Genomic DNA, 24,128 nt, shown 5'->3' with positions numbered 1-24,128 from the left:
ACCTCCGCAATTACGACAATTCAGGCATCGTCGCTACAAACCTATTCATCGCACTAAGCACCGCCTGAATAGAGGCCGTCACAATGTTAGGATGCTGCCCAACCCCAAAGCGCGAACCTGGTACGCCCGGCCACACCACTTCCACAATAGCCATGGCCTGCGCATCGGCTCCTGAACCCATGCTGCGCTCTTCATAGCTGTCCAAACGCACAGGTAATCCTAAGGCGGCTACCGCTGCTGCTATAGGACCATTACCCGTCCCCTCTACACTGACGCGTTTACCGTCTGGCCCTGTCATCTCCAAGACGATGGATTGCAGCCCTCCCTCGGTATCGTGTAGCTTATGAGCGTGATACACATACGCAGGGGATGCCTGTTGGTCACCCAAATAGCAGCGCTCAAACAAGGCCCACAACTGCGCGCTATTCAGTTCGGTTTCACTGCTGTCTGCATGCTCCTGCACCACCGCGCTGAACTCCACTTGCATGCGACGAGGCATCACCACGCCATAATCACGTTGCAACAAAAAGGCGATGCCACCCTTACCTGACTGGCTATTCACCCGCACGATACTATCGTAAGTACGTCCTAAATCTTGTGGGTCTATGGGCAAATACGGCACACGCCATACGGCATCGGGCTTTTGTGCAGCAAAGCCTTTGGCAATCGCGTCTTGGTGCGAGCCTGAAAATGCCGTAAACACCAAGTCTCCCACATAAGGATGGCGAGGGTGTATAGGCAACGCCGTGGTTTCTTCCACAATTCTGGCTACGGCCGAAATATCTGAAAAATCCAACTTGGGCGATATGCCTTGGGTGTACAAGTTCAACGCCAAGGTCACCACATCCAAGTTACCGCTGCGTTCACCATTGCCAAACAAGCAGCCTTCTACCCGCTCCGCACCCGCTAACATGGCTTGTTCGGCGCAGGCCACACCGGTGCCTCGGTCATTGTGCGGGTGCACGGATAACACCACATGTTCGCGTCGGTTCAAGTGTCTGTGCATCCACTCTATTTGATCGGCAAACACATTGGGCGTAGAAACTTCGACAGTGGTAGGCAGGTTGATAATCATGGGGCGCGTAGGGCCTGCATCCCACGTTTCTATGGCGGTATTGCACATCAACAACGACACCTCTAACTCGGCCATGCAGAAGGTTTCTGGTGAGTACTGCAACACCCACTCTGTTTCTGGATGCTGGTCCGTCAACTCACGCAGCAACTGCACGCTTTCTTGCACCATGGCTTGGATTTGCGGCACTTCCATGTTGAACACCAACTCACGCCATGCTGGGGCAATGGCATTGTAGAAATGCACAATCACACGTTTAGCCCCTATCACGCTACGTACCGTTTCACGTATCAAATCAGGACGCAATTGTGTGATCACCATAGGGGTCACATCATCAGGGATTTTTTTATCCTCAATCAGATGGCGCACAATCTCAAAATCCGTACGCGATGCCGATGGGAAACCCACTTCTATTTCTTTAAAACCAATGCGCACCAGCTCATCAAACAAACGCAGTTTGCGTTCTTTGTTCATGGGCTCAAACAAGGCTTGGTTGCCATCGCGCAAATCTGTAGATAACCACACCGGAGCCTGCGTTAAGGTACGCTCTGGCCATTGGCGATCAGGCAAATTGATGGCGGGAAAAGGTTTGTATTTTTGGGCCGGATTACTCAGCATAAACACCTCAGGAAAATCAAATTCGATGATTTGCCTGACTCCCCTTGCTAGGGAAAAGCTAGTACGGTTGGGGCCACGGGGAATCAGGACAAGTCACGGTGCGCACAACGACGCACTGACCCCAACCTAGTGTCAGGGAGCGTAGTAGTCGTAGGCTGTGTAGTACGTGAGGCATGGCGTAAAACCCAAAATCCATCCAAGGAATACACAGTGTAAGCTTGACCCAATTGTCTATCTACAGAAAAATAGACAGATTATTGTTCAAAATAGACAACCCTATGGCGATGACTGTAGACGGCGGAATTGCCTCGTTTCTAGATCTAAAGCACCACGAGCAAAGTACATTACTGGTCACGGGTGTGCATGGGCACTACCCCGCCCAGACGCACGTTCCTGCACACCAGCATGATTGCTATCACTTGCTGTATGCCGCCGAAGGATTGATGCGGGTAGAGGCTGACAGTGGCGAATGGTTGCTTCCCCCCACCACGGCGGTATGGCTGCGCCCGCAAACGGACCATGCGTTTTTTACCTATAGTCAGGTACGTGCACATGGCTTGTTTATCAAGGCCGAAATCAGTAACCACTTGGCTGATCAAGACGCTGTGCTGCACGTATCACCGCTGCTGCGAGAGCTAATCATTGCGTTATCACAAGACACTTTTACGCCCCCTACTCTCTCGCGGCGTCATCAGCTATTGTCAGAATTACTGCTAGAAGAATTACAGCAACAACAGCCTTTGCCCTGCTATTTACCGTGGCCCTCAGACCCTACTATGGCCCACGTGTGTGACGCCCTCAGCGCCAACTTGTCACACTCGTTTACGGCCACGGACTGGGCCAATCAACTGGCCATGAGCAGCAAAAGTTTTCATCGACATTTTGAACGCAGCACGGGCATGACCTTTGGACGCTGGCGTCAACAATGTAGGCTGCTGCACTCGCTACCCATGCTATTAAATGATGCTCCTATAGTCAGCGTTGCACTGACCTGTGGGTATGAAAGCCACAGCGCGTACTCGGTCGCCTTCAAAAAACACTTTGGCGTGTCGCCGTCCAACTTTGTGGCAGCCACACGCCAAACGTAGGTTACTCAGCGGCGGCAGCGACCGCTGCTTCCGCTACTGGCTCATCCTGCGGCAAATGTATAGCGCGACCTGCACCCATACTCAATACCGACTGCAGTACACATAACGCCATACACACATACAAAGGCACTTGCCAATTGCCCACACTATCGTGCAAAGCACCCAATACGATGGGGCCCGTAGCAGCCAGCAAATAGCCTATACATTGCGCCATACCGGACAACGCAGCAGCTTGTGCCGTTGTAGCAGCACGCATCCCAATAAAGGACAGCCCCAAAATAAACGTCCCTGTCACACCAAAGCCAAACACGACTACCCATACCGTTGCAGCAACAGGAAACAATACCAAGCCTAACAAGCTCAAAAATGACAAACTCGCCATCGAGATCGCAATGCCACGCTGATCTTTAGAGCGTTTCACCCAAGGTACTAGCACCAGACCAGGAAAAGCGGTTGCCAACTGCATTAAACCGTGTAACGAACCTGCCTGCGCCTGGCTGTAACCCAAATCCACCAACATAGCGGGCAACCAGGTTGCTACGGAGTAATACGTCAACGATGAGGTACCAAAAAACAAGCTCACCTGCCATGCCAAACCCATGCTCCATACGCTGCGCTTGGTGGTCTGCTTAGTGGTAGTAGTGGCGGGCTGAGTACGTACTGCTTTAAGTTGCGGCAACCAGATCAAGGCACTTAGCAAGGGCAATACCAGAAATACGCCTAAGGACCATTGCCAGTTGAGGCTTTGCGCCAATGGCACTACCACGGCCGAGCCTGCGGCCGATGCCACACCCATGGTAATGGCGTACACCGCTGTCAGTGTCGTAATCTGCGTAGGAAAGTCGCGCTTCAGCAAACTAGGCAACAAGGTATTCCCTACCGCAATCCCCGCCCCCAAAATACTGGTACCGGCATACAGCCCCCACAGAGACCCCGATGAGCGTAGCACGATAGCACCGCACATAATCAGCAAGGCCACAAACAGCGCGCGCTCTAAGCCGATTTTTCGAGCCAGCAACGGCGCAAATGGCGACACCACAAAAAAGCTCAACAGTGGCAACGTAATGAGCAACCCTGCCTCACTGGTGCTTAGCCCAAACACAGGTCGTAAGCTTTCCAGCAAGGGACCCGCTGCGGTAAAGGGACCACGCAGAGTCGTCGCGAAAAGTAAAATCCCCAGTACTAGCCAAGCAGCGCGGGGAAGTCTAGAAAATACTGCCATACAGATCTTCACTACATAGTAAATTAGCCAGCCTCTACGATAGCGCACCCCGGGATTTCTGAATTTACTTATAATGACTATTTATTGCTAAAAACGGTCAACATTTATGTCAGCTCCTCCGTATCAAGCCGCGCCTAGCTTTGATCCCGATGCTCTGCCATACCCTGTCACGGCATTACGGGATAATGCACGCGAAGAATCCAGAGAGTTACCCTTTCATCGACACCATAAAGGGCAGTTGGTCGTTTCGTTTCAAGGTGGCGTGATGTGTCAAGCTGAAGGCGGCATGTGGATGGTGCCACCGCGCTGTGGGGTATGGATTCCCGGGGGTATGCTGCACAGCAATCACATCACTGCCAACGGGCACGTCTACCTACTGTTTGTAGACCCTGCTATTAGTGGCTTGCCCGAGCACTGCTGCACACTATCACTGACCCCCTTGGTCGTAGAACTGATCCGGCACATAGCGCAACTGGAAGATCCTAGCGACTTAGATCTACCACATGAAAAGCAGCTCACCGCCGTCTTACTCGAAGAGCTACGACGCATGCAGGTAGAGCAACTGCACCTGCCTATACCCGAACATCCTGTATTACAACGCATCGCTTATGCGCTCATACGCCACCCCAACAACCGCAACACCGTCGCGCAATGGGCGGAACAAGTAGCGATGAGTGAGCGCACCTTAGCCAGACTGGTACAACGTGAAACCCGTATGAGTTTTGGGCGGTGGCGTCAGCAATTACACATACTGATTGCCCTACAACAATTAGCAGCGGGTTCTAGTGTGCAACGCGTGTCGGATGCACTGGGATACGAGTCCGTCAGTGCTTTTATTACGATGTTTCGCAAAGCCTTAGGTAAACCACCGGGTCGCTATATTGCAGAACAATAAGATGATGCAGAAACCTCGACTCATGCCCTTTCTGTAGTCGTAATACGCTAGACCATGCAGCTAATCCCATACACCTATACGGCAGAGTCAAGTTTCTGTACATCATCGCGCCACAACAGTGCATTCAGCACCCTAGCATCGTAGAATAAAGGCGTGCTATCGCCTAACAATCACAGCAATAAAGCCTAATCATGTCTTTAGAATTACTACTGTTATTTATACCTGCCTGTTTTGCCTTAAATATGGCGCCAGGCCCCAACAACCTGCTTTCTGTCTCTAACGCTACTCGCTTTGGTTTTGGCGTCTCGTGCTTAGCAGGCATAGGCCGCTTAGTCGCCTTTGTGGGCATGATTGCTATTGCGGCGTCCGGTTTAGCCGTGGTGCTACAAACCTCGGCCATCGCCTTCACCGTCATCAAAGTAGTAGGCGCCATGTACTTGTTCTACTTGGCATGGCAATTGTGGCGTGCGCCAGTCAGCCAAGCTCCCCAAGACGACAACCGCAGCACCAGTAAAAATTACAGCTTATGGAAACTGATGCGCCAAGAGTTTATGGTAGCGGCAGGTAACCCTAAAGCCATCCTAATCTTTACCGCTTTCTTGCCCCAATTCGTGAACCCTGCAGACGCCGCTGCCCCACAATTTTTGGTGCTAGGCAGTTTGTTTTTGGTATTGGAATGGATAGCCATCGCCGCCTACGCATATATGGGCGCGCACTTAGGTAAATGGTTCGCCGTGCCAGAACGCCAGCGCCGTTTTAACCGTGGTTGTGCGGCGTTGCTTGGAGCAGCGGGGTGTGGGTTGCTACTGTCTAGAAATAGCGCAGCAACCTAACACCTTATCTACCTACGCGTGGATTGGATTGCATCACCCACCCATCCCACGCGACAATAGCGACTATGCACTACACTAGGGATCACCCTTTTACCTGCTACAGGTACTAGCGTGATCCCTTGCATTCTTTACACCCGTTTAGATAGGCACAGATAGCACCAACATGACCGACAAGAAACGTACGACTCCTGATACATCATTGCAAAGCAACACTACTCAAAACATTGATATTGAAGCCTTGGAGTTCTCGAATCACACGCCAATGATGAAGCAATACTTGCGTCTCAAGGCGGAGGCCGGTTCGCATCTGTTGTTCTACCGAATGGGGGATTTTTATGAGCTGTTCTACCAAGACGCCGAGCGTGGTGCGCGACTGCTAAACCTCACACTGGCTAAACGTGGCTCGTCTAACGGCGAACCTGTGCCCATGGCGGGTGTGCCTTTTCATTCTATGGAAGGCTACTTAGCACGACTCGTCGCGCTGGGTGAGTCCGTCGCTATTTGTGAGCAAGTGGGCGACCCAGCGACCAGCAAAGGCCCCGTAGAACGCCAAATTGTGCGTATTGTCACGCCCGGCACCTTAACCGACGATGCTCTGCTCCCTAGCAAAGCCGACCGTATTATTGCTGCCTTGGTACCGGGGCGTAAAAACCGTCAAGATGTCATCGGCTTGGCATGGATGAACTTGGCTAACGGTGAATTTACCGTGAGCGAATGCCAACCCGATATGCTGGACTCTGAACTCAGCCGTTTAGAACCTGCTGAACTGGTCATGAGCGATAGCTGCCAACAAACGCTATCCAACCCTTATAGGCTTAGCCGTGTGCCAGACTGGCACTTTGAAAGCACGGGAGCAGAGCAAACACTGTGCACACATTTCGCTGTAGATAGTTTGTCGGCCTTTGGCTTGGATGACTACCCTGTAGCGTTGTGTGCGGCTGGTGCCCTGCTGCGTTATGTCAGCCATACACAATCGCAAAGCCTAAACCACATCCACAAATTAAGCGTGCATCACAGCGGCGAGTTTGTGGTGCTGGATAGCGTGACGCGTAAGAACTTAGAGCTGACTGAAACCATTAGTGGTGAGACCTCCCCCACACTGTTTTCTACGCTGGATCATTGCCAAACCCCAATGGGTGCGCGTCTGCTACGCCGTTGGCTGCACCACCCACTGCGCAATAACGATGCCGTATTGGAACGCCAGCAAATCGTGTCGTCGCTGCTCACTGGCGTACCTAGCCAGCACTTTCAGACGCTACATAAACTGCTGCGTAACTTCCCCGATTTAGAACGTATTTCTACCCGTATCGCCTTAAGCAGTGTGCGGCCGCGCGAGCTGGCTAGCCTACGCGATGCCCTGCAAGAGTTACCTGCTTTTCATCAACTGTTGAGCCAGCATTTTCCTGCCACCCCAGCACTGGAACGTTTGACTCGCCAATTACAGTTAGATCCTGAACTTGCCACTCTATTGCACCAGTCGGTTGCACCTGAACCCGCCCTTTTAGTACGTGATGGTGGCGTGATTGCAGATGGCTACGATAGCGAGCTGGATGAACTGCGCTCACTCGCCAGTGATAACGGCGAGTTCCTGATGAAAATGGAACAGCGCGAGCGCGAGCGTACAGGTATCTCTACCCTGCGTGTAGAGTTCAACCGCGTACATGGTTTCTTTATTGAGGTTAACCGTGCTCAAGCCGACAATGTGCCCGAAGACTACCGTCGTCGCCAAACTCTCAAAAATGCAGAGCGCTTTATCACGCCCGAGCTAAAAGAGTGGGAAGACAAAGTGCTGTCCGCCAAAGAACGTAGTTTGGCGAAAGAGAAATTCCTGTTTGAAACGCTGCTGCAAACGCTGACCGATTTCACGGTTCCTTTGTCATTGGCGGCCTCTGCCTTAGCGGAAATTGATGCACTGGCTTCTTTTGCCCATCACGCCTTGATGAATGACTGGGTAGCGCCTGAGTTGAGCGATCAAGCTGGTGTATGGATTCAAGCTGGCCGCCACCCTGTGGTAGAGCACAGCATTGAGCACTTCACACCTAACCATTGTGATCTGCGCCACGACAGACGCTTGCTACTGATTACCGGCCCTAACATGGGCGGTAAATCCACCTACATGCGTCAGAATGCACTGATTGCTCTACTGGCCCGTACCGGCAGCTACGTACCCGCTACGGCGGCACGTATTGGCCCTGTGGATCGTATTTTTACGCGTATTGGTGCTGCGGATGACTTGGCTGGTGGTCGTTCTACGTTCATGATGGAAATGACCGAAGCGGCGGCTATTTTGGCCTCTGCCACCTCTCACAGTATTGTGCTGATGGATGAGATTGGTAGAGGTACGTCTACCTACGACGGTTTAGCCTTGGCGTGGGCCATCGCACATCGCTTGCTAACTCACAACCAAGCCCTAACACTCTTTGCCACGCACTACTTTGAGATCACCCGACTGCCCGATAGCGAACCTGCCTGCGTGAACGTGCATTTAGCAGCGGCTGAGTCCTCCCAAGGCATTGTGTTCCTGCACGAAGTTCAAGAAGGCCCCGCCAGCCGTAGTTACGGTATTCAAGTGGCCCAACGTGCTGGCATTCCTATGGCAGTGATTAGACAAGCCATGCGCGAACTGAACCATCTGGAATCGCAACACCCTAGCAATCAGCTAGATTTGTTCTCTGCTCCTGCAGCGGAAGACAGCTTAGCTGCCGTACCTAGTGTTGAAGATGAGCAAGCGCTAGAGCTACAACGCCGCTTTAATGAACTGGATGTGGACAACTTAAGTGCACGCGATGCGTTGGACTTGCTGTACGACTGGAAGCAGCAGTTTCCACGCCAGTAAACAGAAGATCGCCCACATGGGCATTGCCCTGCACAGCAAGGCTCATGACCCTGAATACTAAAAAGCCCCACGTACACACGCGGGGCTTTTTTTATATACGTAAGGCTGTTTTAGCCTAAAGGGTCAGGCACGGTATTTTGTAATACTAACAACTCATGATTGGTGGCCAAACCGCTATGGCGTTCCGACGCCACAGAAACTTGTACTGTCGCATCCGCAATGGGGTAGACCTTATTGCCTATGTGTAAAGACGTAGGCATCGCTTGATCGCCTGATACATGCAAAACAGCAGAGCCTGTGAGCATATAGACTTCGCGTCTATTGCCATACTCCACCACATTGGCCTTAGCGCCTGGTGACAGCTCTAAGTAGGCTGCCCCATCCCATGCATGCGTCAGCGTCTTAGTACCGGCATCCAGCTTAGTGGTAGAGAAACGCTCTTGCCACTGCAAACCCACATACGCCACCAGCACAGATGCCAAAATAAAGCTGGCCACACATAACAACATACCCCAGCTACCCGGTTTAAGTACTTTGCGCAAAGCCTTATCCAAGCGAGATTGCTCTGCCTGATTCATCGTTACCGCCGAGAGATATGCACTAGTCATGTCCTGCCTCATCACCAACATTAAATGATATTAATTCTCATTATCTATAAGTTGAGGATGATTGTCTAGCCTTTAGTGCAATAAAAAAGCCCACCTGTGTGTAGGTGGGCTTTCACGAAAAACGTACTGCTTATTTTCCGATATGGTTGGACAGTACCGTGATGATACGGCGGGCCGTATCGGTAGAGATGGTTTGACCATCTTTGTCCAGCACAGTAACCACAGAGCCATTACCCTGAGCAACCACACGAATGCGGAATACCTGAGCTTCGGCCGTGTTACGACCACCAAACATACGAGTAAAGATGTTGGCTTGCTCGATTTTCTCGCCAGTGTCGGAATCCAAGTAACGGATGAAGTACTCACCACTGGAACGATCACGATCTTCTAACGCAAAACCAGCGGAATCAATCGCTACACCCACACGACGCCATGCGCGGTCGAACGGCTCGTTCAAACGTAAGAAGGCTTCGCTAGAGGTAGTGACAGTTTCTACTGCTGTACCGCGCTCTGTTTGTTCCGCTTGTGTCACTTTGGACTGAGCACGTTCTTGATCAGTACCCAAGTACACCATCAAGCGAGCCAACATGGCTGCGTTCAGGTTAGGATCTTCTTTACCGTATACCCACTTGAAGGTTGTACCGTCAGGTGTAGGCGTTTCTTCCATGTGCTGGTGACTGATGTAAATTTCAGTCTTGCCATTCACACGTTCCATACGGGTAGTAAAGCGCTCACGCTCGCCGCTGTCGAACACTTGGTCCACGATGGCACCCAACGCACTGCGAATCCAGCCTTCAGGAATCTTGGCACGGTTTTCAGCCCAGTCTGTTTGGATCACACCAGCACGAGGATCTTGGCTACGAATCGTAAAGCCTTGCGTTCCCCAGAACTCAATCACTTCTGGGAAAATTTTCTCTGCGGGCATGTCCACAACCAGCCAGCGCAACTGACCATCGCGCTTAACCTCAATACCATCTGTTTGCGGCAGGATGTTAGAGCCACTAGCGGCAGCTTGTTGCTGCGCTTCGCGTGACTGCATGTAGCTGCTGAAGCTGGTGCCTTCCGGTGCTTTGTAATGAGCATCGGCCTGAGCTTGTGTTAGATCAGGTGGAACGCTTAAAGGCTCGCCGCGTACTGTACTTTTGTAATCTACGCTTTCTGAACCACCGGTAATTTCTTCCAGAGTGGAACAGCCACTTAGCGCTACAGCACCTAGGCCTACCGTCAAGGCGGCACAAATCTTGGTTAAACGCATTGTTCTCATGAAATCAGACCTGCATCCCTTAATGTTTGACGCAACATATCGTGAAACTTCTCGTTCAAGGGAGTCAATGGCAATCTGTAACCCAATTGCATTCTCCCCATTTCAGCCAGCGCCCATTTTACAGGGATAGGATTGGCTTCGATAAACAATTTGCTGTTTAGTTCAGCCAACACCATGTTCAAGCGGCGAACTTCTGGCAAATTGCCTGCTAAAGCGGCCATACACAGGTCATGCATCATGCGTGGTGCCACATTGGCAGTCACAGAGATATTACCCTTACCACCTAGCAGTATCAGTGCAGCAGCAGTAGCATCGTCACCGCTCAGCACAATGAATTCTTCTGGTTTGTCGCGCAGCAGTGCGCTCAAGCGACCGATATTTCCAGTAGCATCTTTTACACCAATGATGTTTGGCACATGAGCCAAACGTACGATGGTGTCGTTATCCATGTCAGCGACTGTACGGCCTGGTACGTTATACAAGAAAGATGGCAGGTCAACCGTTTCCGCAATTTTACGGAAGTGTTGGTACATACCTTCTTGAGTAGGCTTATTGTAGTAAGGCACCACGGACAGACCCGCATCAGCACCTACACTTTGTGCATGACGGGACAGTTCGATAGCTTCAGCAGTAGAGTTAGCCCCTACACCAGCGATCACAGGGATACGGCCTGCAGCGTGCTTCACAGCAATGCTAATCAGCTCGGCGTTTTCATCCATGCTGACGGTAGGCGACTCACCTGATGTACCCACTACTACGATAGCATCTGTGCCTTCAGCCACATGCCAATCGATCAACTTTCGATACGCCTCGATATCCAACTGCCCATCCGGGAACATAGGGGTAACAAGCGCAACCATACTGCCTTGAAATACAGGCGTTGCATTCTCCGAGTTTGCCATAATCGAGGTTTTCTCCAGAATCAAAAAGCGGCACACATCTTACAACATAAAGATCATTGCAGTTTACAGGATTCACCGCAAAATCATAAGAACCAGCTCACCACTTTCTGCCCAAACGACAAAAATGGTCCTAAAGCTATGCCTAATACGTTAGTAAGCATCAAAACAATCAAAATCAGCATGCCATATGGCTCGATGCGGCCATACTGATACGCCCATTTATTAGGCAGCAAGCTAAATACTATCCTGCCCCCATCTAGTGGTGGCAACGGAATCAGGTTTAGGGCCATCAGCACCAAGTTCACCCAAATACCGGCGATTGCCATACGAGGGAAGAAACCTGTGTGTGGCACGCCGCTATCCAGCATAAAACGCAGCGCAATAGCCCAACCTATGGCCATCACTAAGTTAGACGCAGGCCCAGCCAACGCCACCCACAACATATCGCGCTTAGGTTGACGCAGTTTGGACCAGTTAACTGGTACGGGCTTCGCCCAACCGAACAATAAACCAGCCCCGCCCATCATGCTAGTAGTAAATAGTAAGAATAGCGGTACAGCAATCGTACCGATGGGATCTATATGGGGAATGGGGTTCAGCGTAATGCGCCCTGCCTGTGCTGCTGTATTATCGCCAAAGAAGCGAGCCACATAGCCGTGAGAGGCTTCGTGCAACGTAATCGCAAACAAAACAGGCAGAGCATAGACCGTGATGGTCTGTATTAAGTCATTCATGAAAAACCGTAGTTCAAAGCATTTTTGCCATTATTCACCAGACTCGTGCACAAAAGCAAAAAAACTGCCTTAACCCTTACGATAGGCCTAATTTAACCGGATCACCCGCCCCTACACGCACCACTACCGGTGTTTCGTCAGTCAGGTCGATCACGGTAGTTGGTTGCATCGAGCATGCCCCACCATCTACCACCGCTTCAATTTGGCCCTTGTAGCGCTTTTCGATTTCAGCCACATCATTGAGCGCCTCGCTTTCCCCTTCAGGAATCAGCGTAGTCGACAACAACGGCGAGCCCACTTGATCAATCAGCTCGCGCACAATCTTGTTATCCGGCACACGTATACCGATAGTCTTACGTGATGGGTGAGACACACGGCGAGGTACTTCTTTAGTGGCCTCTAGAATAAATGTCCATGGACCAGGCGTAGCCATCTTCAACAAACGGTATTGGCTGTTCCCTACTTTGGCAAATGTACTAATCTCTGCCAAGTCTCGACATAACACCGTTAGGTTATGACGCTCATCCAGACCACGTACCCGTCGCAAATCTTCAGCGGCTGACTTATCGTCCAGACGCGCAACCACGGCATAGCTAGAGTCAGTTGGCACGGCAACTAAACCGCCCTTAGCTAGGATCTGTGCGGCTTGAGCCAGAATGCGTCCTTGGGGATTTTCAGGATGAACAACAAATACCTGTGTCATAGTCAAACTCCTTTGTATAGGTCTGATCCACTATAGAGCAAAGCGCTGTTTCTCGCCAAACTCGTTAAACTTTATTTATTTTGCTGCAAACTTGTGCAAAAAATAAAAATACTGCTATAATCATTTTTCTTTGCTACACAATGGTGGCCGTAGCTCAGTTGGTAGAGTCCCGGATTGTGATTCCGGTTGTCGTGGGTTCGAGCCCCATCGGTCACCCCAGATTCTTTCTAGTTTTCCTTGGGTTATAAAAACACTAGCTTCCCATACAATGAAAACTGGAACAAAAAATTAAGCTTTAGAACAAAGACCGCACACAGCGGTCTTTTTTTTTTCGTCTATTACACCTGTTTTACCGGCATTTAACAACGAGCATTACAGACCGAAAAAAACGCGATACACGCTGTAACCTACTGCGCCGCTTTGTCATTTATAGCTCTGTTTTTAAACACAGTATTTTGGAAAACAGTGGGTAGCTGACGCTATCCGACCTATCAAGACGTTTTCAGAGATCTGAAGATAAACCGAAACCAAATGCCACTTAACTCTACTCATTAAGTTGCTATGATCGAGTCTCCTCGAATACTTGTTAAGCGACGACTGGAATTGATAATGAAAAAAACATGGGCGCAATCTTTCACTTACTTGCTACTTTTCATGGGTATCAGCTCTGTGTCTATCGCTGAGCCTATATCCTCTCTGACACCCGAGAATCAAGAGCTTTTTAAGACCGCTCAACGTGAAGCAGAAAAGGGCAACCCTATCGCACAATACAATCTAGGCCTTCTTTATGACGAAATGAACGACTACGAAAAGGCACGTGATTGGTACGAGAAAGCAGCGGAACAAGGACATACATCGTCGCAGTTCATCCTAGCAGTTAGGTACGACAAGGGTAAGGGTGTTCCTCGAAATGAGGCAAAAGCATTTGAGTGGTACACGAAAGCCGCTGAGCAAGGCATTGCTGCTGCGCAATTTAACCTAGGGATTATGTACGAAACCGGTCAGAGCACTCCCCAAAACGATACTAAAGCGTTTGAATGGTACGAGAAAGCTGCTGAACAAGGCATTGCTCCAGCGCAATTTAACGTAGGGAATATGCTCCGTAATGGTCGTGGCGTTCCTAAGAACTATACAAAAGCTATTGAGTGGTACGAGAAAGCCGCTGAACAAGGGCATGCAACTTCGCAGTTTAACTTAGCGATTATGTATGACACGGGCCAGGGCGTTGCCCAGAACGACGCTAAAGCATTTGAATGGTACGAAAAAGCCGCTGAGCAAGGAATGGCTCAAGCGCAGTTTAACCTTGGCGTTATGTACAAAACAGGCCAAGGCATTCCTCTGAACTACACAAAAGCATTTGAGTGGTACAAAAAATCCGCTGAACAAGGACATAGTTCCGCACAGCTCAATCTAGGGATTATGTACGACATTGGTCAGGGCGTTGCCCAGAACGACGCTAAAGCGTTTGAATGGTACGAAAAAGCCGCCGAGCAAGGGATGGCTCAAGCACAATTTAACGCTGGGAATATGCTCCGCAACGGTCGTGGCGTTCCCAAAAACGAAACTAAAGCTGTTGCTTGGTACGAGAAAGCGGCTGAACAAGGGGATGCTTCTTCACAGTTCAATCTAGCAAGCATGTACGAAATGGGTCAAGGCACTACTCTGAACTATACAAAAGCGTTTGAGTGGTACAAAAAAGCGGCTGAACAAGGGAATGCTTCTGCACAGTTCAATCTAGGGATTATGTACGACATTGGCCAAGGTGTTCAGCAAAATAATACAAAAGCGCTTGAGTGGTTCGAGAAAGCGGCTGAACAGGGCCATGCTTCCGCACAGTACAACCTAGGGGTTATGTACGACACGGGCCAAGGTGTTCCTAAAAATGATACTAAAGCGCTTGAGTGGTTCGAGAAGGCTGCTGAACAGGGCCATGCTTCTGCGCAGCTCAATCTAGGGATTATGTATCACAGCGGTCAGGGAACACCTAAAAACGATACTAAAGCGTTTGAATGGTTCGAGAAAGCGGCTGAACAGGGCCATGCTTCTGCACAGTTTAATCTAGGGGTGATGTACGACACAGGTAAAGGTACCCCTCAAAACAGAGCAACTGCGAAAGAGCTTTTCAAACAAGCTTGTGATAATGGACACGCCAGTGGTTGCAGCAACTACAACGTCCTGAATAAATAGACCTTCTGAGTTATTTCTTTTCGCCTTAGCAGTACACCCAAGCCCCTTAATGGGGCTTTTTCTTTGTCACTGCATACTCAAACCATCCTAAAACGCCTCGCAGGCTAATCCTGAGATTATCGCTCTTCAGCAATTCATTACAGACATAACCTGCGGACCAAGCCAGATACACTCCGTAACCCTTAAGCCTAATCAATTTTGCTTAAATTACACCCGTGCAAGTTTTAGGCTTTCACAGAGTCACTGTAGACCTATACAGATACTCATTCTTTATTTACTAGAATCAGGCAATTTATGAAAAAAATAATTTTGGCAGGCGTTATTGCATCTATGTCTTCGGCTACTTTTGCTGCCGATTTGTCCCAAGCATGCACAGACTACTATGCAGCCGTAGATAAATACGTCGAACAAATCGCTTCTCACGACGCCATGAAAGGCCAAGTAGATATGATCAAAGCACAATACGATGATTCCAAAAAAATGATCGAATCGATGCCTAAAGATTCACAAGATGCAGCATGCAACGCTGCTAATGATGCGATGAAACAAGCTGAAGAAATGATGAAAAGCATGGGTCACTAAGCAGTGAAGCACTACATGTAGAAGGGGATTACTCTTTCTGCATGTGGTCCTTATCCCCTCACACCTATATTCAATATTTAAGAAAAACAGAAAACCCATATTTCTTACAGCTATTTCTGACCTGCAGCACTTACCCTCACCTCCCTCGCCACGCATCAGCACACCACAAGTATAGAGCTGCCTAGCGTGCGCCACCGCCGACTTCCCGCCCTGCCCTAAATCGCTCAACGTGAAGCCTGAGTTAACTGCGTATACATGCTTTAGTGATTCTATTGATGTGAATTATAAAAATTCATGAAAAATAAAATTCAAATCACTACAAATAAAATCATAATTAACGCTTAACACTTCTAAAAAAACCAATAATTCAGCAGACAAAAATCCCTAATACTCAATACTCAATACTCAATACTCAATACTCAATACTCAATACTCAATAAATTAGAAAACCGCCACAACGAAAAAGTTCAGCACATAGTATCTATATCCCCTCTCTAGACCCTTACCAGTAGTAAAAAAATGCGTCCCCGCTTACTAAAAACACACTAGCCACTGGATTGCAGCCTTCATCCCACGGCGTCCTTCTTACTAAAATACCAATAGCCACACAGATAGCACGCTCTGTTCTTTACCTAAGTCCACAATTCTGTGTCTTAACACGCTGGTATAAATCACCACTTTCTTATACTCTGTACGACTTAGGTACTTCACTCACACTCCCGTAGGTCTGCGCTGGCATCCATGCAACAACACATTTCTACCCTGCACGAATTCCTGTCTGAGTACTGGCCACATATTGTTCTAACGTTTAGCGTACTGGTTAGTGCGTCTGCTGCCGTTCACGCCGCGATGAACAAAAACGATGTGCGCGCCGCCATTGGGTGGGTAGGGGTGATCATCATGTCACCGCTGCTAGGGCCGTTGCTTTACCTAATCGCCGGTATCAACCGCGTACGCCGCAGCCAAATCTACGAGCAGCGCGACAAAACCTTTAAACAATTCATCAGCTACCCTGAGCCGCCTGTCTCCGACATAGAGAGTTGTGCCGGCATACAGTTCCGCTCTCTACATATATTGGGCGACAGGGTAAGCCGCTTTCAATTACGCAATGGCAACCATGTGCGCTTATTAGCCGGTGGTGACGAAGCCTACCCAGCTATGCTGGAAGCCATTCGTAATGCCAAAAGCACTATCGCCATGCAGTCATACATTTTTGATAATGACCACATTGGCCGTATTTTTATCGACGCGTTGGCCGAGGCAAATCAGCGCGGTGTCAACATACGCGTACTGATTGATGCGGTAGGTGCCAAGTATTCGCACCCCCCTATTACGCGACTGCTGCGTAAACATCAGATTCCTCATGCGCTGTTCATGACCAACCCACTGGGTTTCATGCGCATGCCGTATGCCAATTTGCGTAGTCACCGCAAACTGCTGATTGTGGATGGTACACATGCCTTCGCGGGCGGCATGAATATACGCGAAGGCTTCATGACAGAGTTTGGCAAAGAAAACACCGCCAAAGATACGCACTTCAGTATTGAAGGCCCTGCTATTTTGCAGCTGTTTTCTTCCTTTGCTCACGACTGGGAGTTCACGACCAAAGAAGAGCTTCCCTATGCTGACTGGTGCGTGAAAGAGTGGAATGCCCCGCAGCCACACGTGCCCGCTCGTTGTATACGTTCTGGTCCAGACCGTTTTATCGGCAGTAACCACCACATGCTGCAAGGGGCTTGCGCGGTAGCGACCCGCCACATTCGTATTCAAAGCCCGTATTTCTTGCCAGACCAAGTGTTGATGGGTGCAATCAATACTGCTGCCCGCCGTGGCGTGCAAGTCGATATTGTGATCCCCAAAAATAACAACTTGCGCTTAGTGGGTTACGCCATGATGGCCCAAATCGATCAGCTTATACGTGCGGGCTGCCGCGTGTGGATGGCAACAGGCACGTTCAATCACTCCAAACTGGCTACTGTAGATGGTCAATGGAGTTATGTGGGCTCGTCGAATATGGACCCGCGCAGCTTACGTCTGAACTTCGAGCTGGACTTGGAGATCTACGACACAGACATTACCGGCCAGGTTTCTAACCTCATTGATAATGAAATCGAAACGGCGGAAGCACTCACGCTAGAACACCTGCAAAACCTACCTTTCCACAAGCGTTTGCGTAACAGAGTGATCTGGCTAGCCAGCCCTTATCTGTAATCCCCCAGAGCAGGCACTAGCCTGCTCTTTTTCTTTAGCCTCTCTCGCGTTCTCTAAGCAAATAGTAAAAGCTTGTGCTGTATAGACTTGCACAGCACTAGTCAGCTTTTACAAAACACCGATAATACTAGGTTGGACAATGCCGTCAGGCCTTGTCGGCAGGCGGCGCATCACGCTTACCTGCCCTATACCAATAAGAGTAGAGGAGATACGCATGAGCCTAGTATTAAAACTGGAAACCCTAACACACGAGGCATTTGCTCCTTTTGGTGAGGTGATTGAAGCCTCCGAACATGCACAGCAATTCAGCATCAACGAGGGCAACACGCAGCGCTATCACGATCTAGCCACTATTGATCCGGGCGAAGACGGTAAGGCTATTGTGTCTATTTTCCGAGGCCAACCCCGCAGCCTACCATTCACCGTCACCATGATGGAACGTCATCCCAAAGGCAGCCAAGCTTTTATCCCTATGTCTGGTCGCCCCTACTTGGTCGTGGTCGCTCCCAAAGGGGATGCTCCAAAACCTAGCGATCTGCGCTTATTTTTAGCCAGAGGCGATCAAGGCGTGAACTACGCGACAGGCGTTTGGCACCACCCCTTACTGGGCCTAGAAAGCGTCGTGGATTTTATTGTGATTGATAGGCAAGGCCCTGGCGACAACTGCGATGTCGTGACCTTAAACCATACCGCACTCATCGCTGAGCTAGAGAGCTGCCTTGTATGATGTACCCCACCGACCCTCGCACCGCACCAGGTAGCACGCTATACGCAGCGCGCCCTGCCGACATCAGCCCCGCCGAATGGCGAGCGCGTGTTGATTTGGCTGCCGCTTATAGATTGGCATCACGCCACGGTTGGGATGACCAAATCTATACCCATATCTCGCTGCGAGTGCCCGACCGCGATAACGCCTACTTGATGAACCCGTATGGATTCAGATTTGAAGAAATTACCGCGTCCAACCTGCTGCTGGTCGACACCCTAGGCAATGTGATTGATGGTACCAACCGCCGTGGCAACCCTACTGGCTTTGCCATTCACGGGGCTGTGCACAACGCCCGCTCAGACGCACATTGCGTGATACATTTGCATAACGACGCCATCATTGCAGTGGGAGCATTGAAGCAAGGACTGCTGCCGCTGTCCCAACATGCCATGCGTTTCTGGAATCATATTTCCTACCATGACTACGAAGGCCTAGCCTTGAGTGCAGCCGAACAGAGCCGCTTACTAGCCTCGTTAGGCGAGAACGCTGCTATGTTCTTGCGCAATCATGGCTCGCTAACCTGTGGGCGCACCGTAGCTGAAGCCTATGTCTTGATGTTTGATCTGGATAAATCCTGTATGACGCAATTGGCAGCTATGGCCGCCTCCGACCAGCTCATACAACCTTCTGACGATGTGTTGCGCCAGACCCAAGCCAATTTAGCACTTGGCCCCACACCAGACGGTGAGTTGGAATGGGCCTCACTCTTGCGTAAACTGCTACGCGAAGAACCCGATTTCAATACTTGATTTCATACACAAGGAAACACCATGCCCTCTATTACCGTACAACTTTTTGAAGGCCGTACTGTCGAGAAAAAACGTGAATTAGCGGAAGCACTAACCGCTGAATCCTGCCGCGTATTGGGGTGCTCCCCCGAAGCCGTTGATATCGTTTTCGTTGATGTAAAACGCGAAAACTGGGCAACAGGCGGTGTTCTGTGGTCCGATAAAAAATAAATTTCCGGTTTTTTTTGCCTCACCCCGTCAGTGTGCGTTGCGCCTGACGGGGTTTTTTTATGCCTGTTTACCAATGAAGTTCAGAAAATTGGAATAACCGTCATTCCAGTTCAACTATGGACAGGCCATACATCGCTGTCCATACTTTTTAAGACCATTTGTCCGATTTTCCGTGTGTTAGTGATGATTTTCAGCACTATACACCGCTACCTCTTTTGTTTTACTGCACACACCATGACCTAAACACACCCCAATTGCACAAGCATCAAACTATAAAAAATTAATGGAGACAACATGTCAAACACCGCAGCACTGCAGGCGCATCCTGTTGATGCACGCCCCCCTCTTATGCAGCTTTTCACCTTAGGCTTACAACACGTGCTGGTGATGTATGCCGGCGCGGTCGCTGTACCGCTGATTATTGGTGGCGCGCTGCAATTGGATAAAGCCACTATCGCCTTTCTGATCAGCGCCGACCTTTTCTGCTGTGGCGTCGTGACCCTTATTCAATGTATAGGGTTTGGGCGCTTTGGTATTCGCTTACCCGTCATTATGGCGGTGACCTTTGCCGCTGTAGGCCCTATGGTCAGCATAGGCCTCAATCCTGATATGGGCTTACAAGGCATTTTCGGTGCCACCATTGCTGCAGGTGTTATCTCACTGCTTTTTGTGCCGTTGATAGGAAAAGTCATGCGATTTTTCCCGCCACTTGTGACCGGCATTGTCATCACCTCCATTGGACTCTCCATCATTGGTGTAGGCATTAACTGGGCCGCTGGCGGTGTAGGTAGCCCAGACTATGGTGCACCACGATACCTACTGACCTCGCTTGCTGTACTGGTATTCATCCTGCTGATTACCCGCTACGTGCGCGGTTTCATCGCCAATATTGCTGTTCTTTTAGGTATGGCATTTGGCTTTGTGATTGCGATGTTTATGGGCGAAGTGAGTCTGCAAGGCATTGATGATATGGCGTGGTTTGCGCTGATTCTGCCTTTTCATTTTGGACCACCCAAATTCGAGCTGTGGTCTATCGTGACGCTGACTGTAGTCATGCTCATCACGTTTATCGAATCCATGGGGATGTTCCTCGCGTTGGGTGAAATTGTAGAGCGTCCTGTAGACCGTAAAGCCCTAGAAAAAGGTTTGAACGTCGATGCTTTAGGCACTGTGATCGGTGGCTTCTTCAATACCTTTCCGCATACCTCGTTCTCACAAAACGTAGGACTAGTAGGCATTACCGGTGTACGTAGCCGCTGGGTAGGCGTGATGGCCGGTATTATTCTGGTGGTGCTAGGTTTGGTGCCTAAGATCTCGCTATTAGTGGCCTCTATTCCCACCTTTGTATTGGGTGGCGCTGGCATTGTCATGTTCGGTATGGTGCTTGCCACCGGCATACGTATTTTGTCCCAAGTGGACTATACCCATCAGCGCCATAACACCTTTATTGTGGCCATCAGTTTAGGCATGGCGCTTATTCCTACCGTGGCCCCTAAGTTCTTTAGCCAATTGCCCGATTCGCTAGAACCCATCTTACACAGCGGGATTTTATTGGCCTCATTTTCTGCTGTGCTGCTTAACTTGTATTTCAACGGATTGAAGCAATCCACCACACCACATCAAGCCTAATCGTATTCCGGCTGAACCTAGTCGTGAGTACTACGTTCAGCCTGACAGGGGAACCGCCCTTGCACCGCCGGTACGCGTATCAGTCCATTGGCATTCACACCAAGCGTGCCTCTGCACAACTGGTATTCATAAGGTTTTTACGATGACTCGCATCCTGCTCAAAAACATTCATACGTTGGCTACCATGAACGATAGCCAAGATGAACTGCAACAAGCTGCTATTCTGATTAACGGTAATCTCATCGAATACGTAGGCTCACAAGCCAACTGCCCCGATGCTCAGGTGGATAAAACGATAGACCTAAGCCACCACGTGGTGATGCCAGGGTTGATCAACACCCACCACCATATGTACCAAACGCTGACGCGTGCGGTCCCTAAAGCCCAAGATGCCGAGCTGTTTGGATGGCTCAAAACGCTATACCCCATTTGGGGTCGCATCACCCCCTCTATGTTGCACGCCTCTACCCAAACAGCCATGGCTGAATTACTGCATAGCGGCTGCACGACCAGCTCCGATCACCTGTATCTGTTTCCTAATGGCAGCAAGCTAGACCACACCATTGAAGCGGCTCACGAAATGGGCATGCGCTTTCATGCCAGCCGTGGCGCTATGAGCGTAGGTGAAAGCAAAGGCGGCTTACCCCCCGATGCGTTGGTCGAAAACGAAGACTATATTCTGAGCGACATGCAGCGCTTGGTTGAGCAGTTCCACGATGCCAGTCACGGCGCGATGCTACGTATAGCGCTTGCCCCGTGCTCTCCATTTTCAGTTTCCAGAGACTTGATGCGTGAAAGTGCTGCCTTAGCCCGAAGCCTACAGGTCTCGCTGCATACGCACTTAGCCGAGAATCAAAATGACTTGGCCTATTCCCGCGAAAAGTTCAACTGCACTCCAGCCGAGTATGTAGAAGAACTGGGCTGGGTAGGCCCAGATGTGTGGCATGCCCACTGCGTGCATCTGGATGATCATGGCATTAAGCTCTTTTCACGCACCGGCACGGGCATTGCCCACTGCCCCTGCTCGAACATGCGCTTGGGCTCAGGCATTGCGCCCATACGCGCCATGCTGGATCAAAAAGTGAAGGTAGGGTTAGGCGTAGATGGTAGTGCCTCTAACGATTCAGGCAACTTACTGAACGAAGCCCGCCAAGCCATGCTACTGCAACGTGTAGCGGCTGAAGACCCTCGTCGCTTCACGGCCCGTGAAGCACTATGGGCCGCAACGCGGGGCGGAGCAGCCGTACTCAATCGCCATGATATAGGGCAATTAAGCATAGGCTTTGCCGCAGACATCATCGCCTTTGATCTCAATGATCTTGCGTACGCTGGCGCATTGCACGACCCCATTGCCGCCACCTTATTATGTGGCAGTGCCGCAGTTTCACATAGCATCGTGAATGGCCGCACGCTTATACAAGATGGCCAATTTCAGCATGTGGATATCTCAGCAATAGTGCGCACCCATAACCAGCTAAGTCACCAACTGCTCGCCTCTTAATCAAAGTGGTAGTAAAGACTACCGATCCGGCCACCGGAAACAAAAAAACGAACACGCACACTGAATGTACGATGCCACTTAGGTCAGTGTGCGTGCTCTGACCCTCCTAAGGCTCTTGCCTCTTTAACTTACTTGATAATTGGCCGCCATCGTCTGACCTATTCTTGTCAGCCCTATCCAGTACAATCTGGAATTCTTTTACGCCCACCTGCTCACAGGCTGACATCGCATGACCCAAACCGTCCTAGTATTTTTGCTGGTTTACGTTGCCATGGGTTTTGGCAAACTCCCCGGACTCAAGGTAGATCGCACAGGTGCTGCGGTGATTGGCTCGCTTGCCATGATGGCGATAGGCAGCATCAGTCCCGCTCAAGCATGGCAGTCCATTGACTACGCCACCATCGGCATGCTGTTTGGCCTAATGGTCGTGTCCTCCAGCTTTATCGTTTCTGGTTTTTATGATTGGACCGCACAGCGTGTTGCCTCGTTAAAGGTCAGCGAGCCCACATTACTGGCCGTATTAATTGGCGTGGGAGGACTACTCTCTGCCCTGCTCACCAACGATGTGGTGGTAGTCGCCATGACACCTCTACTGGTATCCATTACCTTATCGCGCGGCCTAAACCCTATCCCTTTTTTGCTAGGCTTTTGTTTTGCTGCCAACAACGGGGCAGCAGGCACATTGATTGGTAGCCCGCAAAATATGATTGCCGCGCAAGGCCTAGACTTATCCTTTATGGGTTTACTCAAAGTTTCTGGCCTGCCCGCGTTGCTGTCGTTGGTTGTGATCTGGGCCGTATTAGCCTGGTTATACCGTGGCCGTTGGGCACTGCCTGCGACTGAGCGCACCGCCTCTCCCATTCCTACCGAAGTCGTATCACCCCCGCTAGACCGTTGGGAAACCCTCAAAGCGGGCTTCATCACATTGCTGGTGATTGTGGCCTTTATGGTTGGCCTCTGGCCTCGCGAACTCATCGCCCTGACGGCCGCTGGCTTTTTGCTCATGAACCGCAAAATTGCCTCCAGTGACATGCTTAAACATGTGGATGGCAACTTGCTGTTGTTGATCATGGGGTTATTTGTGGTGAATGCCGCCTTTGCCAATACCGGCTTGCCACAAGACCTACTGCACCACCTAAACGAGTGGGGCGTGAACCTTAATAACCCATTGCTACTCTTTTGGACGACTGGAGTGCTGAGCACCATTGTGGGCAATAACCCCGCTGTGATGCTGCTCATTCCCTTCCTACACCCAGCAGCAGGGGCACAAGACGCCTTGGGTGCAGCGTTGACGTTAGGCTCTGGCTTTTCTAGCAATTTATTCGTATTTGGTAGCTTGGCCGGCATTATCGTGGTGGAGCAGGCTGCCACCTGCGGCGTGAAAATCTCGTTTGCCGAATTCACCCGCTCAGGCGGCATCGTAGCGGTGGCCTGCATGCTGATGGCCATGGGCTGGTTAATGCTGATTACCTAATCGCCCCGTAACACGGCAGCCCCTCAACGTTGGGGCTGCAT

Annotated in this window: 20 protein-coding genes and 1 tRNA gene; 14 read left to right on the top strand and 7 right to left on the bottom strand. The window is 50.4% G+C overall.

Translation table 11 applies throughout. The features are described from left to right. Nucleotides 1-10: 10 nt before the first annotated feature. Nucleotides 11-1,690, bottom strand: coding sequence for a 2-isopropylmalate synthase (gene leuA, locus ACLPHM_RS15835; RefSeq protein ID WP_430222171.1), 1,680 nt, complete (start codon nucleotides 1,688-1,690; stop codon nucleotides 11-13). Between the two features lie 218 nt (nucleotides 1,691-1,908). On the opposite strand from leuA, the gene ACLPHM_RS15830 reads away from it, so the two are divergent. Further along, on the top strand, nucleotides 1,909-2,778 hold the full coding sequence (locus ACLPHM_RS15830; protein ID WP_430222170.1) for an AraC family transcriptional regulator: 870 nt from the start codon (nucleotides 1,909-1,911) through the stop codon (nucleotides 2,776-2,778). A 1-nt stretch (nucleotide 2,779) separates the two neighbouring features. Here ACLPHM_RS15830 and ACLPHM_RS15825 read toward each other — a convergent pair whose 3' ends face one another. Then, on the bottom strand, nucleotides 2,780-4,000 hold the full coding sequence (locus ACLPHM_RS15825; protein WP_430222169.1) for an MFS transporter: 1,221 nt from the start codon (nucleotides 3,998-4,000) through the stop codon (nucleotides 2,780-2,782). 106 nt (nucleotides 4,001-4,106) lie between these two features. On the opposite strand from ACLPHM_RS15825, the gene ACLPHM_RS15820 reads away from it, so the two are divergent. The 3 genes from ACLPHM_RS15820 to mutS all read left to right on the top strand — a co-directional run bounded on the left by ACLPHM_RS15820 (nucleotide 4,107) and on the right by mutS (nucleotide 8,564). Further along, the gene (locus tag ACLPHM_RS15820; RefSeq protein ID WP_430222168.1) at nucleotides 4,107-4,895 is read left to right on the top strand and encodes an AraC family transcriptional regulator; all 789 of its coding nucleotides are present in this window, start codon (nucleotides 4,107-4,109) and stop codon (nucleotides 4,893-4,895) included. A 191-nt stretch (nucleotides 4,896-5,086) separates the two neighbouring features. Then, nucleotides 5,087-5,728: a LysE family translocator gene (locus ACLPHM_RS15815; protein WP_430222167.1), complete on the top strand. Its 642-nt coding sequence runs from the start codon at nucleotides 5,087-5,089 to the stop codon at nucleotides 5,726-5,728. A gap of 163 nt (nucleotides 5,729-5,891) precedes the next feature. Beyond that, nucleotides 5,892-8,564 (top strand): DNA mismatch repair protein MutS, encoded by a 2,673-nt coding sequence (gene mutS, locus ACLPHM_RS15810; RefSeq protein WP_430222166.1) that lies wholly within the window; start codon nucleotides 5,892-5,894, stop codon nucleotides 8,562-8,564. A 110-nt stretch (nucleotides 8,565-8,674) separates the two neighbouring features. On the opposite strand, the gene ACLPHM_RS15805 is transcribed toward mutS, so the two are convergent. The 5 genes from ACLPHM_RS15805 to ACLPHM_RS15785 all read right to left on the bottom strand — a co-directional run bounded on the left by ACLPHM_RS15805 (nucleotide 8,675) and on the right by ACLPHM_RS15785 (nucleotide 12,775). Continuing rightward, nucleotides 8,675-9,172, bottom strand: coding sequence for a hypothetical protein (locus ACLPHM_RS15805; protein WP_430222165.1), 498 nt, complete (start codon nucleotides 9,170-9,172; stop codon nucleotides 8,675-8,677). Between the two features lie 130 nt (nucleotides 9,173-9,302). Continuing rightward, complete coding sequence (gene bamC, locus ACLPHM_RS15800) at nucleotides 9,303-10,427, bottom strand: outer membrane protein assembly factor BamC (protein ID WP_430222277.1); 1,125 nt, start codon at nucleotides 10,425-10,427, stop codon at nucleotides 9,303-9,305. A 5-nt stretch (nucleotides 10,428-10,432) separates the two neighbouring features. Next, nucleotides 10,433-11,338, bottom strand: coding sequence for a 4-hydroxy-tetrahydrodipicolinate synthase (gene dapA, locus ACLPHM_RS15795; protein ID WP_430222164.1), 906 nt, complete (start codon nucleotides 11,336-11,338; stop codon nucleotides 10,433-10,435). An 83-nt stretch (nucleotides 11,339-11,421) separates the two neighbouring features. After that, on the bottom strand, nucleotides 11,422-12,072 hold the full coding sequence (locus ACLPHM_RS15790) for a site-2 protease family protein (protein ID WP_430222163.1): 651 nt from the start codon (nucleotides 12,070-12,072) through the stop codon (nucleotides 11,422-11,424). A 76-nt stretch (nucleotides 12,073-12,148) separates the two neighbouring features. Further along, entirely contained in the window at nucleotides 12,149-12,775 is a 627-nt protein-coding gene (locus ACLPHM_RS15785) for an L-threonylcarbamoyladenylate synthase (protein WP_430222162.1), read from the bottom strand. A 143-nt stretch (nucleotides 12,776-12,918) separates the two neighbouring features. On the opposite strand from ACLPHM_RS15785, the gene ACLPHM_RS15780 reads away from it, so the two are divergent. The 10 genes from ACLPHM_RS15780 to ACLPHM_RS15735 all read left to right on the top strand — a co-directional run bounded on the left by ACLPHM_RS15780 (nucleotide 12,919) and on the right by ACLPHM_RS15735 (nucleotide 24,087). After that, nucleotides 12,919-12,994, top strand: a tRNA-His gene (locus ACLPHM_RS15780). Between the two features lie 390 nt (nucleotides 12,995-13,384). Then, nucleotides 13,385-14,962 (top strand): SEL1-like repeat protein, encoded by a 1,578-nt coding sequence (locus tag ACLPHM_RS15775; RefSeq protein ID WP_430222161.1) that lies wholly within the window; start codon nucleotides 13,385-13,387, stop codon nucleotides 14,960-14,962. Nucleotides 14,963-15,256: 294 nt separating this feature from the next. Continuing rightward, the gene (locus tag ACLPHM_RS15770; protein ID WP_430222160.1) at nucleotides 15,257-15,544 is read left to right on the top strand and encodes a DUF5339 family protein; all 288 of its coding nucleotides are present in this window, start codon (nucleotides 15,257-15,259) and stop codon (nucleotides 15,542-15,544) included. Between the two features lie 741 nt (nucleotides 15,545-16,285). After that, on the top strand, nucleotides 16,286-17,755 hold the full coding sequence (locus ACLPHM_RS15765; RefSeq protein ID WP_430222159.1) for a phospholipase D-like domain-containing protein: 1,470 nt from the start codon (nucleotides 16,286-16,288) through the stop codon (nucleotides 17,753-17,755). A 214-nt stretch (nucleotides 17,756-17,969) separates the two neighbouring features. After that, complete coding sequence (locus ACLPHM_RS15760; RefSeq protein ID WP_430222158.1) at nucleotides 17,970-18,482, top strand: ureidoglycolate lyase; 513 nt, start codon at nucleotides 17,970-17,972, stop codon at nucleotides 18,480-18,482. Further along, the gene (locus ACLPHM_RS15755) at nucleotides 18,479-19,273 is read left to right on the top strand and encodes a class II aldolase/adducin family protein (RefSeq protein ID WP_430222157.1); all 795 of its coding nucleotides are present in this window, start codon (nucleotides 18,479-18,481) and stop codon (nucleotides 19,271-19,273) included. The genes ACLPHM_RS15760 and ACLPHM_RS15755 overlap by 4 nt, the downstream gene beginning before the upstream one ends. Nucleotides 19,274-19,294: 21 nt before the next feature. Continuing rightward, a complete protein-coding gene (locus ACLPHM_RS15750; protein WP_135863921.1) occupies nucleotides 19,295-19,483 on the top strand; it encodes a 4-oxalocrotonate tautomerase in 189 nt (62 codons plus the stop codon). 294 nt (nucleotides 19,484-19,777) lie between these two features. Further along, nucleotides 19,778-21,112 (top strand): nucleobase:cation symporter-2 family protein, encoded by a 1,335-nt coding sequence (locus ACLPHM_RS15745; protein WP_430222156.1) that lies wholly within the window; start codon nucleotides 19,778-19,780, stop codon nucleotides 21,110-21,112. Between the two features lie 142 nt (nucleotides 21,113-21,254). After that, nucleotides 21,255-22,613, top strand: a complete 1,359-nt coding sequence (locus tag ACLPHM_RS15740) for an 8-oxoguanine deaminase (RefSeq protein WP_430222155.1) — start codon at nucleotides 21,255-21,257, stop codon at nucleotides 22,611-22,613. Nucleotides 22,614-22,842: 229 nt separating this feature from the next. Continuing rightward, nucleotides 22,843-24,087 (top strand): ArsB/NhaD family transporter, encoded by a 1,245-nt coding sequence (locus tag ACLPHM_RS15735; RefSeq protein ID WP_430222154.1) that lies wholly within the window; start codon nucleotides 22,843-22,845, stop codon nucleotides 24,085-24,087. Nucleotides 24,088-24,128: the final 41 nt, after the last annotated feature.

Origin of the sequence: Paenalcaligenes sp. Me131, assembly GCF_050487225.1 — a bacterium.
In the GTDB taxonomy this organism is placed as follows: Bacteria; Pseudomonadota; Gammaproteobacteria; order Burkholderiales; family Burkholderiaceae_B; genus Paenalcaligenes.
This window is presented reverse-complemented; position numbering and strand designations above follow the sequence as displayed.

Coding starts and splice junctions, on each gene's coding strand:
- ACLPHM_RS15750 (WP_135863921.1), top strand. CDS start 19,295: ATGCCCTCTATTACCGTACAACTTTTTGAAGGCCGTACTGTCGAGAAA.
- ACLPHM_RS15815 (WP_430222167.1), top strand. CDS start 5,087: ATGTCTTTAGAATTACTACTGTTATTTATACCTGCCTGTTTTGCCTTA.
- ACLPHM_RS15770 (WP_430222160.1), top strand. CDS start 15,257: ATGAAAAAAATAATTTTGGCAGGCGTTATTGCATCTATGTCTTCGGCT.
- ACLPHM_RS15755 (WP_430222157.1), top strand. CDS start 18,479: ATGATGTACCCCACCGACCCTCGCACCGCACCAGGTAGCACGCTATAC.
- ACLPHM_RS15735 (WP_430222154.1), top strand. CDS start 22,843: ATGACCCAAACCGTCCTAGTATTTTTGCTGGTTTACGTTGCCATGGGT.
- dapA (WP_430222164.1), bottom strand. CDS start 11,338: ATGGCAAACTCGGAGAATGCAACGCCTGTATTTCAAGGCAGTATGGTT.
- ACLPHM_RS15825 (WP_430222169.1), bottom strand. CDS start 4,000: ATGGCAGTATTTTCTAGACTTCCCCGCGCTGCTTGGCTAGTACTGGGG.
- ACLPHM_RS15785 (WP_430222162.1), bottom strand. CDS start 12,775: ATGACACAGGTATTTGTTGTTCATCCTGAAAATCCCCAAGGACGCATT.
- ACLPHM_RS15765 (WP_430222159.1), top strand. CDS start 16,286: ATGCAACAACACATTTCTACCCTGCACGAATTCCTGTCTGAGTACTGG.
- ACLPHM_RS15790 (WP_430222163.1), bottom strand. CDS start 12,072: ATGAATGACTTAATACAGACCATCACGGTCTATGCTCTGCCTGTTTTG.
- ACLPHM_RS15820 (WP_430222168.1), top strand. CDS start 4,107: ATGTCAGCTCCTCCGTATCAAGCCGCGCCTAGCTTTGATCCCGATGCT.
- mutS (WP_430222166.1), top strand. CDS start 5,892: ATGACCGACAAGAAACGTACGACTCCTGATACATCATTGCAAAGCAAC.
- ACLPHM_RS15745 (WP_430222156.1), top strand. CDS start 19,778: ATGTCAAACACCGCAGCACTGCAGGCGCATCCTGTTGATGCACGCCCC.
- leuA (WP_430222171.1), bottom strand. CDS start 1,690: ATGCTGAGTAATCCGGCCCAAAAATACAAACCTTTTCCCGCCATCAAT.
- ACLPHM_RS15775 (WP_430222161.1), top strand. CDS start 13,385: ATGAAAAAAACATGGGCGCAATCTTTCACTTACTTGCTACTTTTCATG.
- ACLPHM_RS15740 (WP_430222155.1), top strand. CDS start 21,255: ATGACTCGCATCCTGCTCAAAAACATTCATACGTTGGCTACCATGAAC.
- bamC (WP_430222277.1), bottom strand. CDS start 10,427: ATGCGTTTAACCAAGATTTGTGCCGCCTTGACGGTAGGCCTAGGTGCT.
- ACLPHM_RS15805 (WP_430222165.1), bottom strand. CDS start 9,172: ATGACTAGTGCATATCTCTCGGCGGTAACGATGAATCAGGCAGAGCAA.
- ACLPHM_RS15760 (WP_430222158.1), top strand. CDS start 17,970: ATGAGCCTAGTATTAAAACTGGAAACCCTAACACACGAGGCATTTGCT.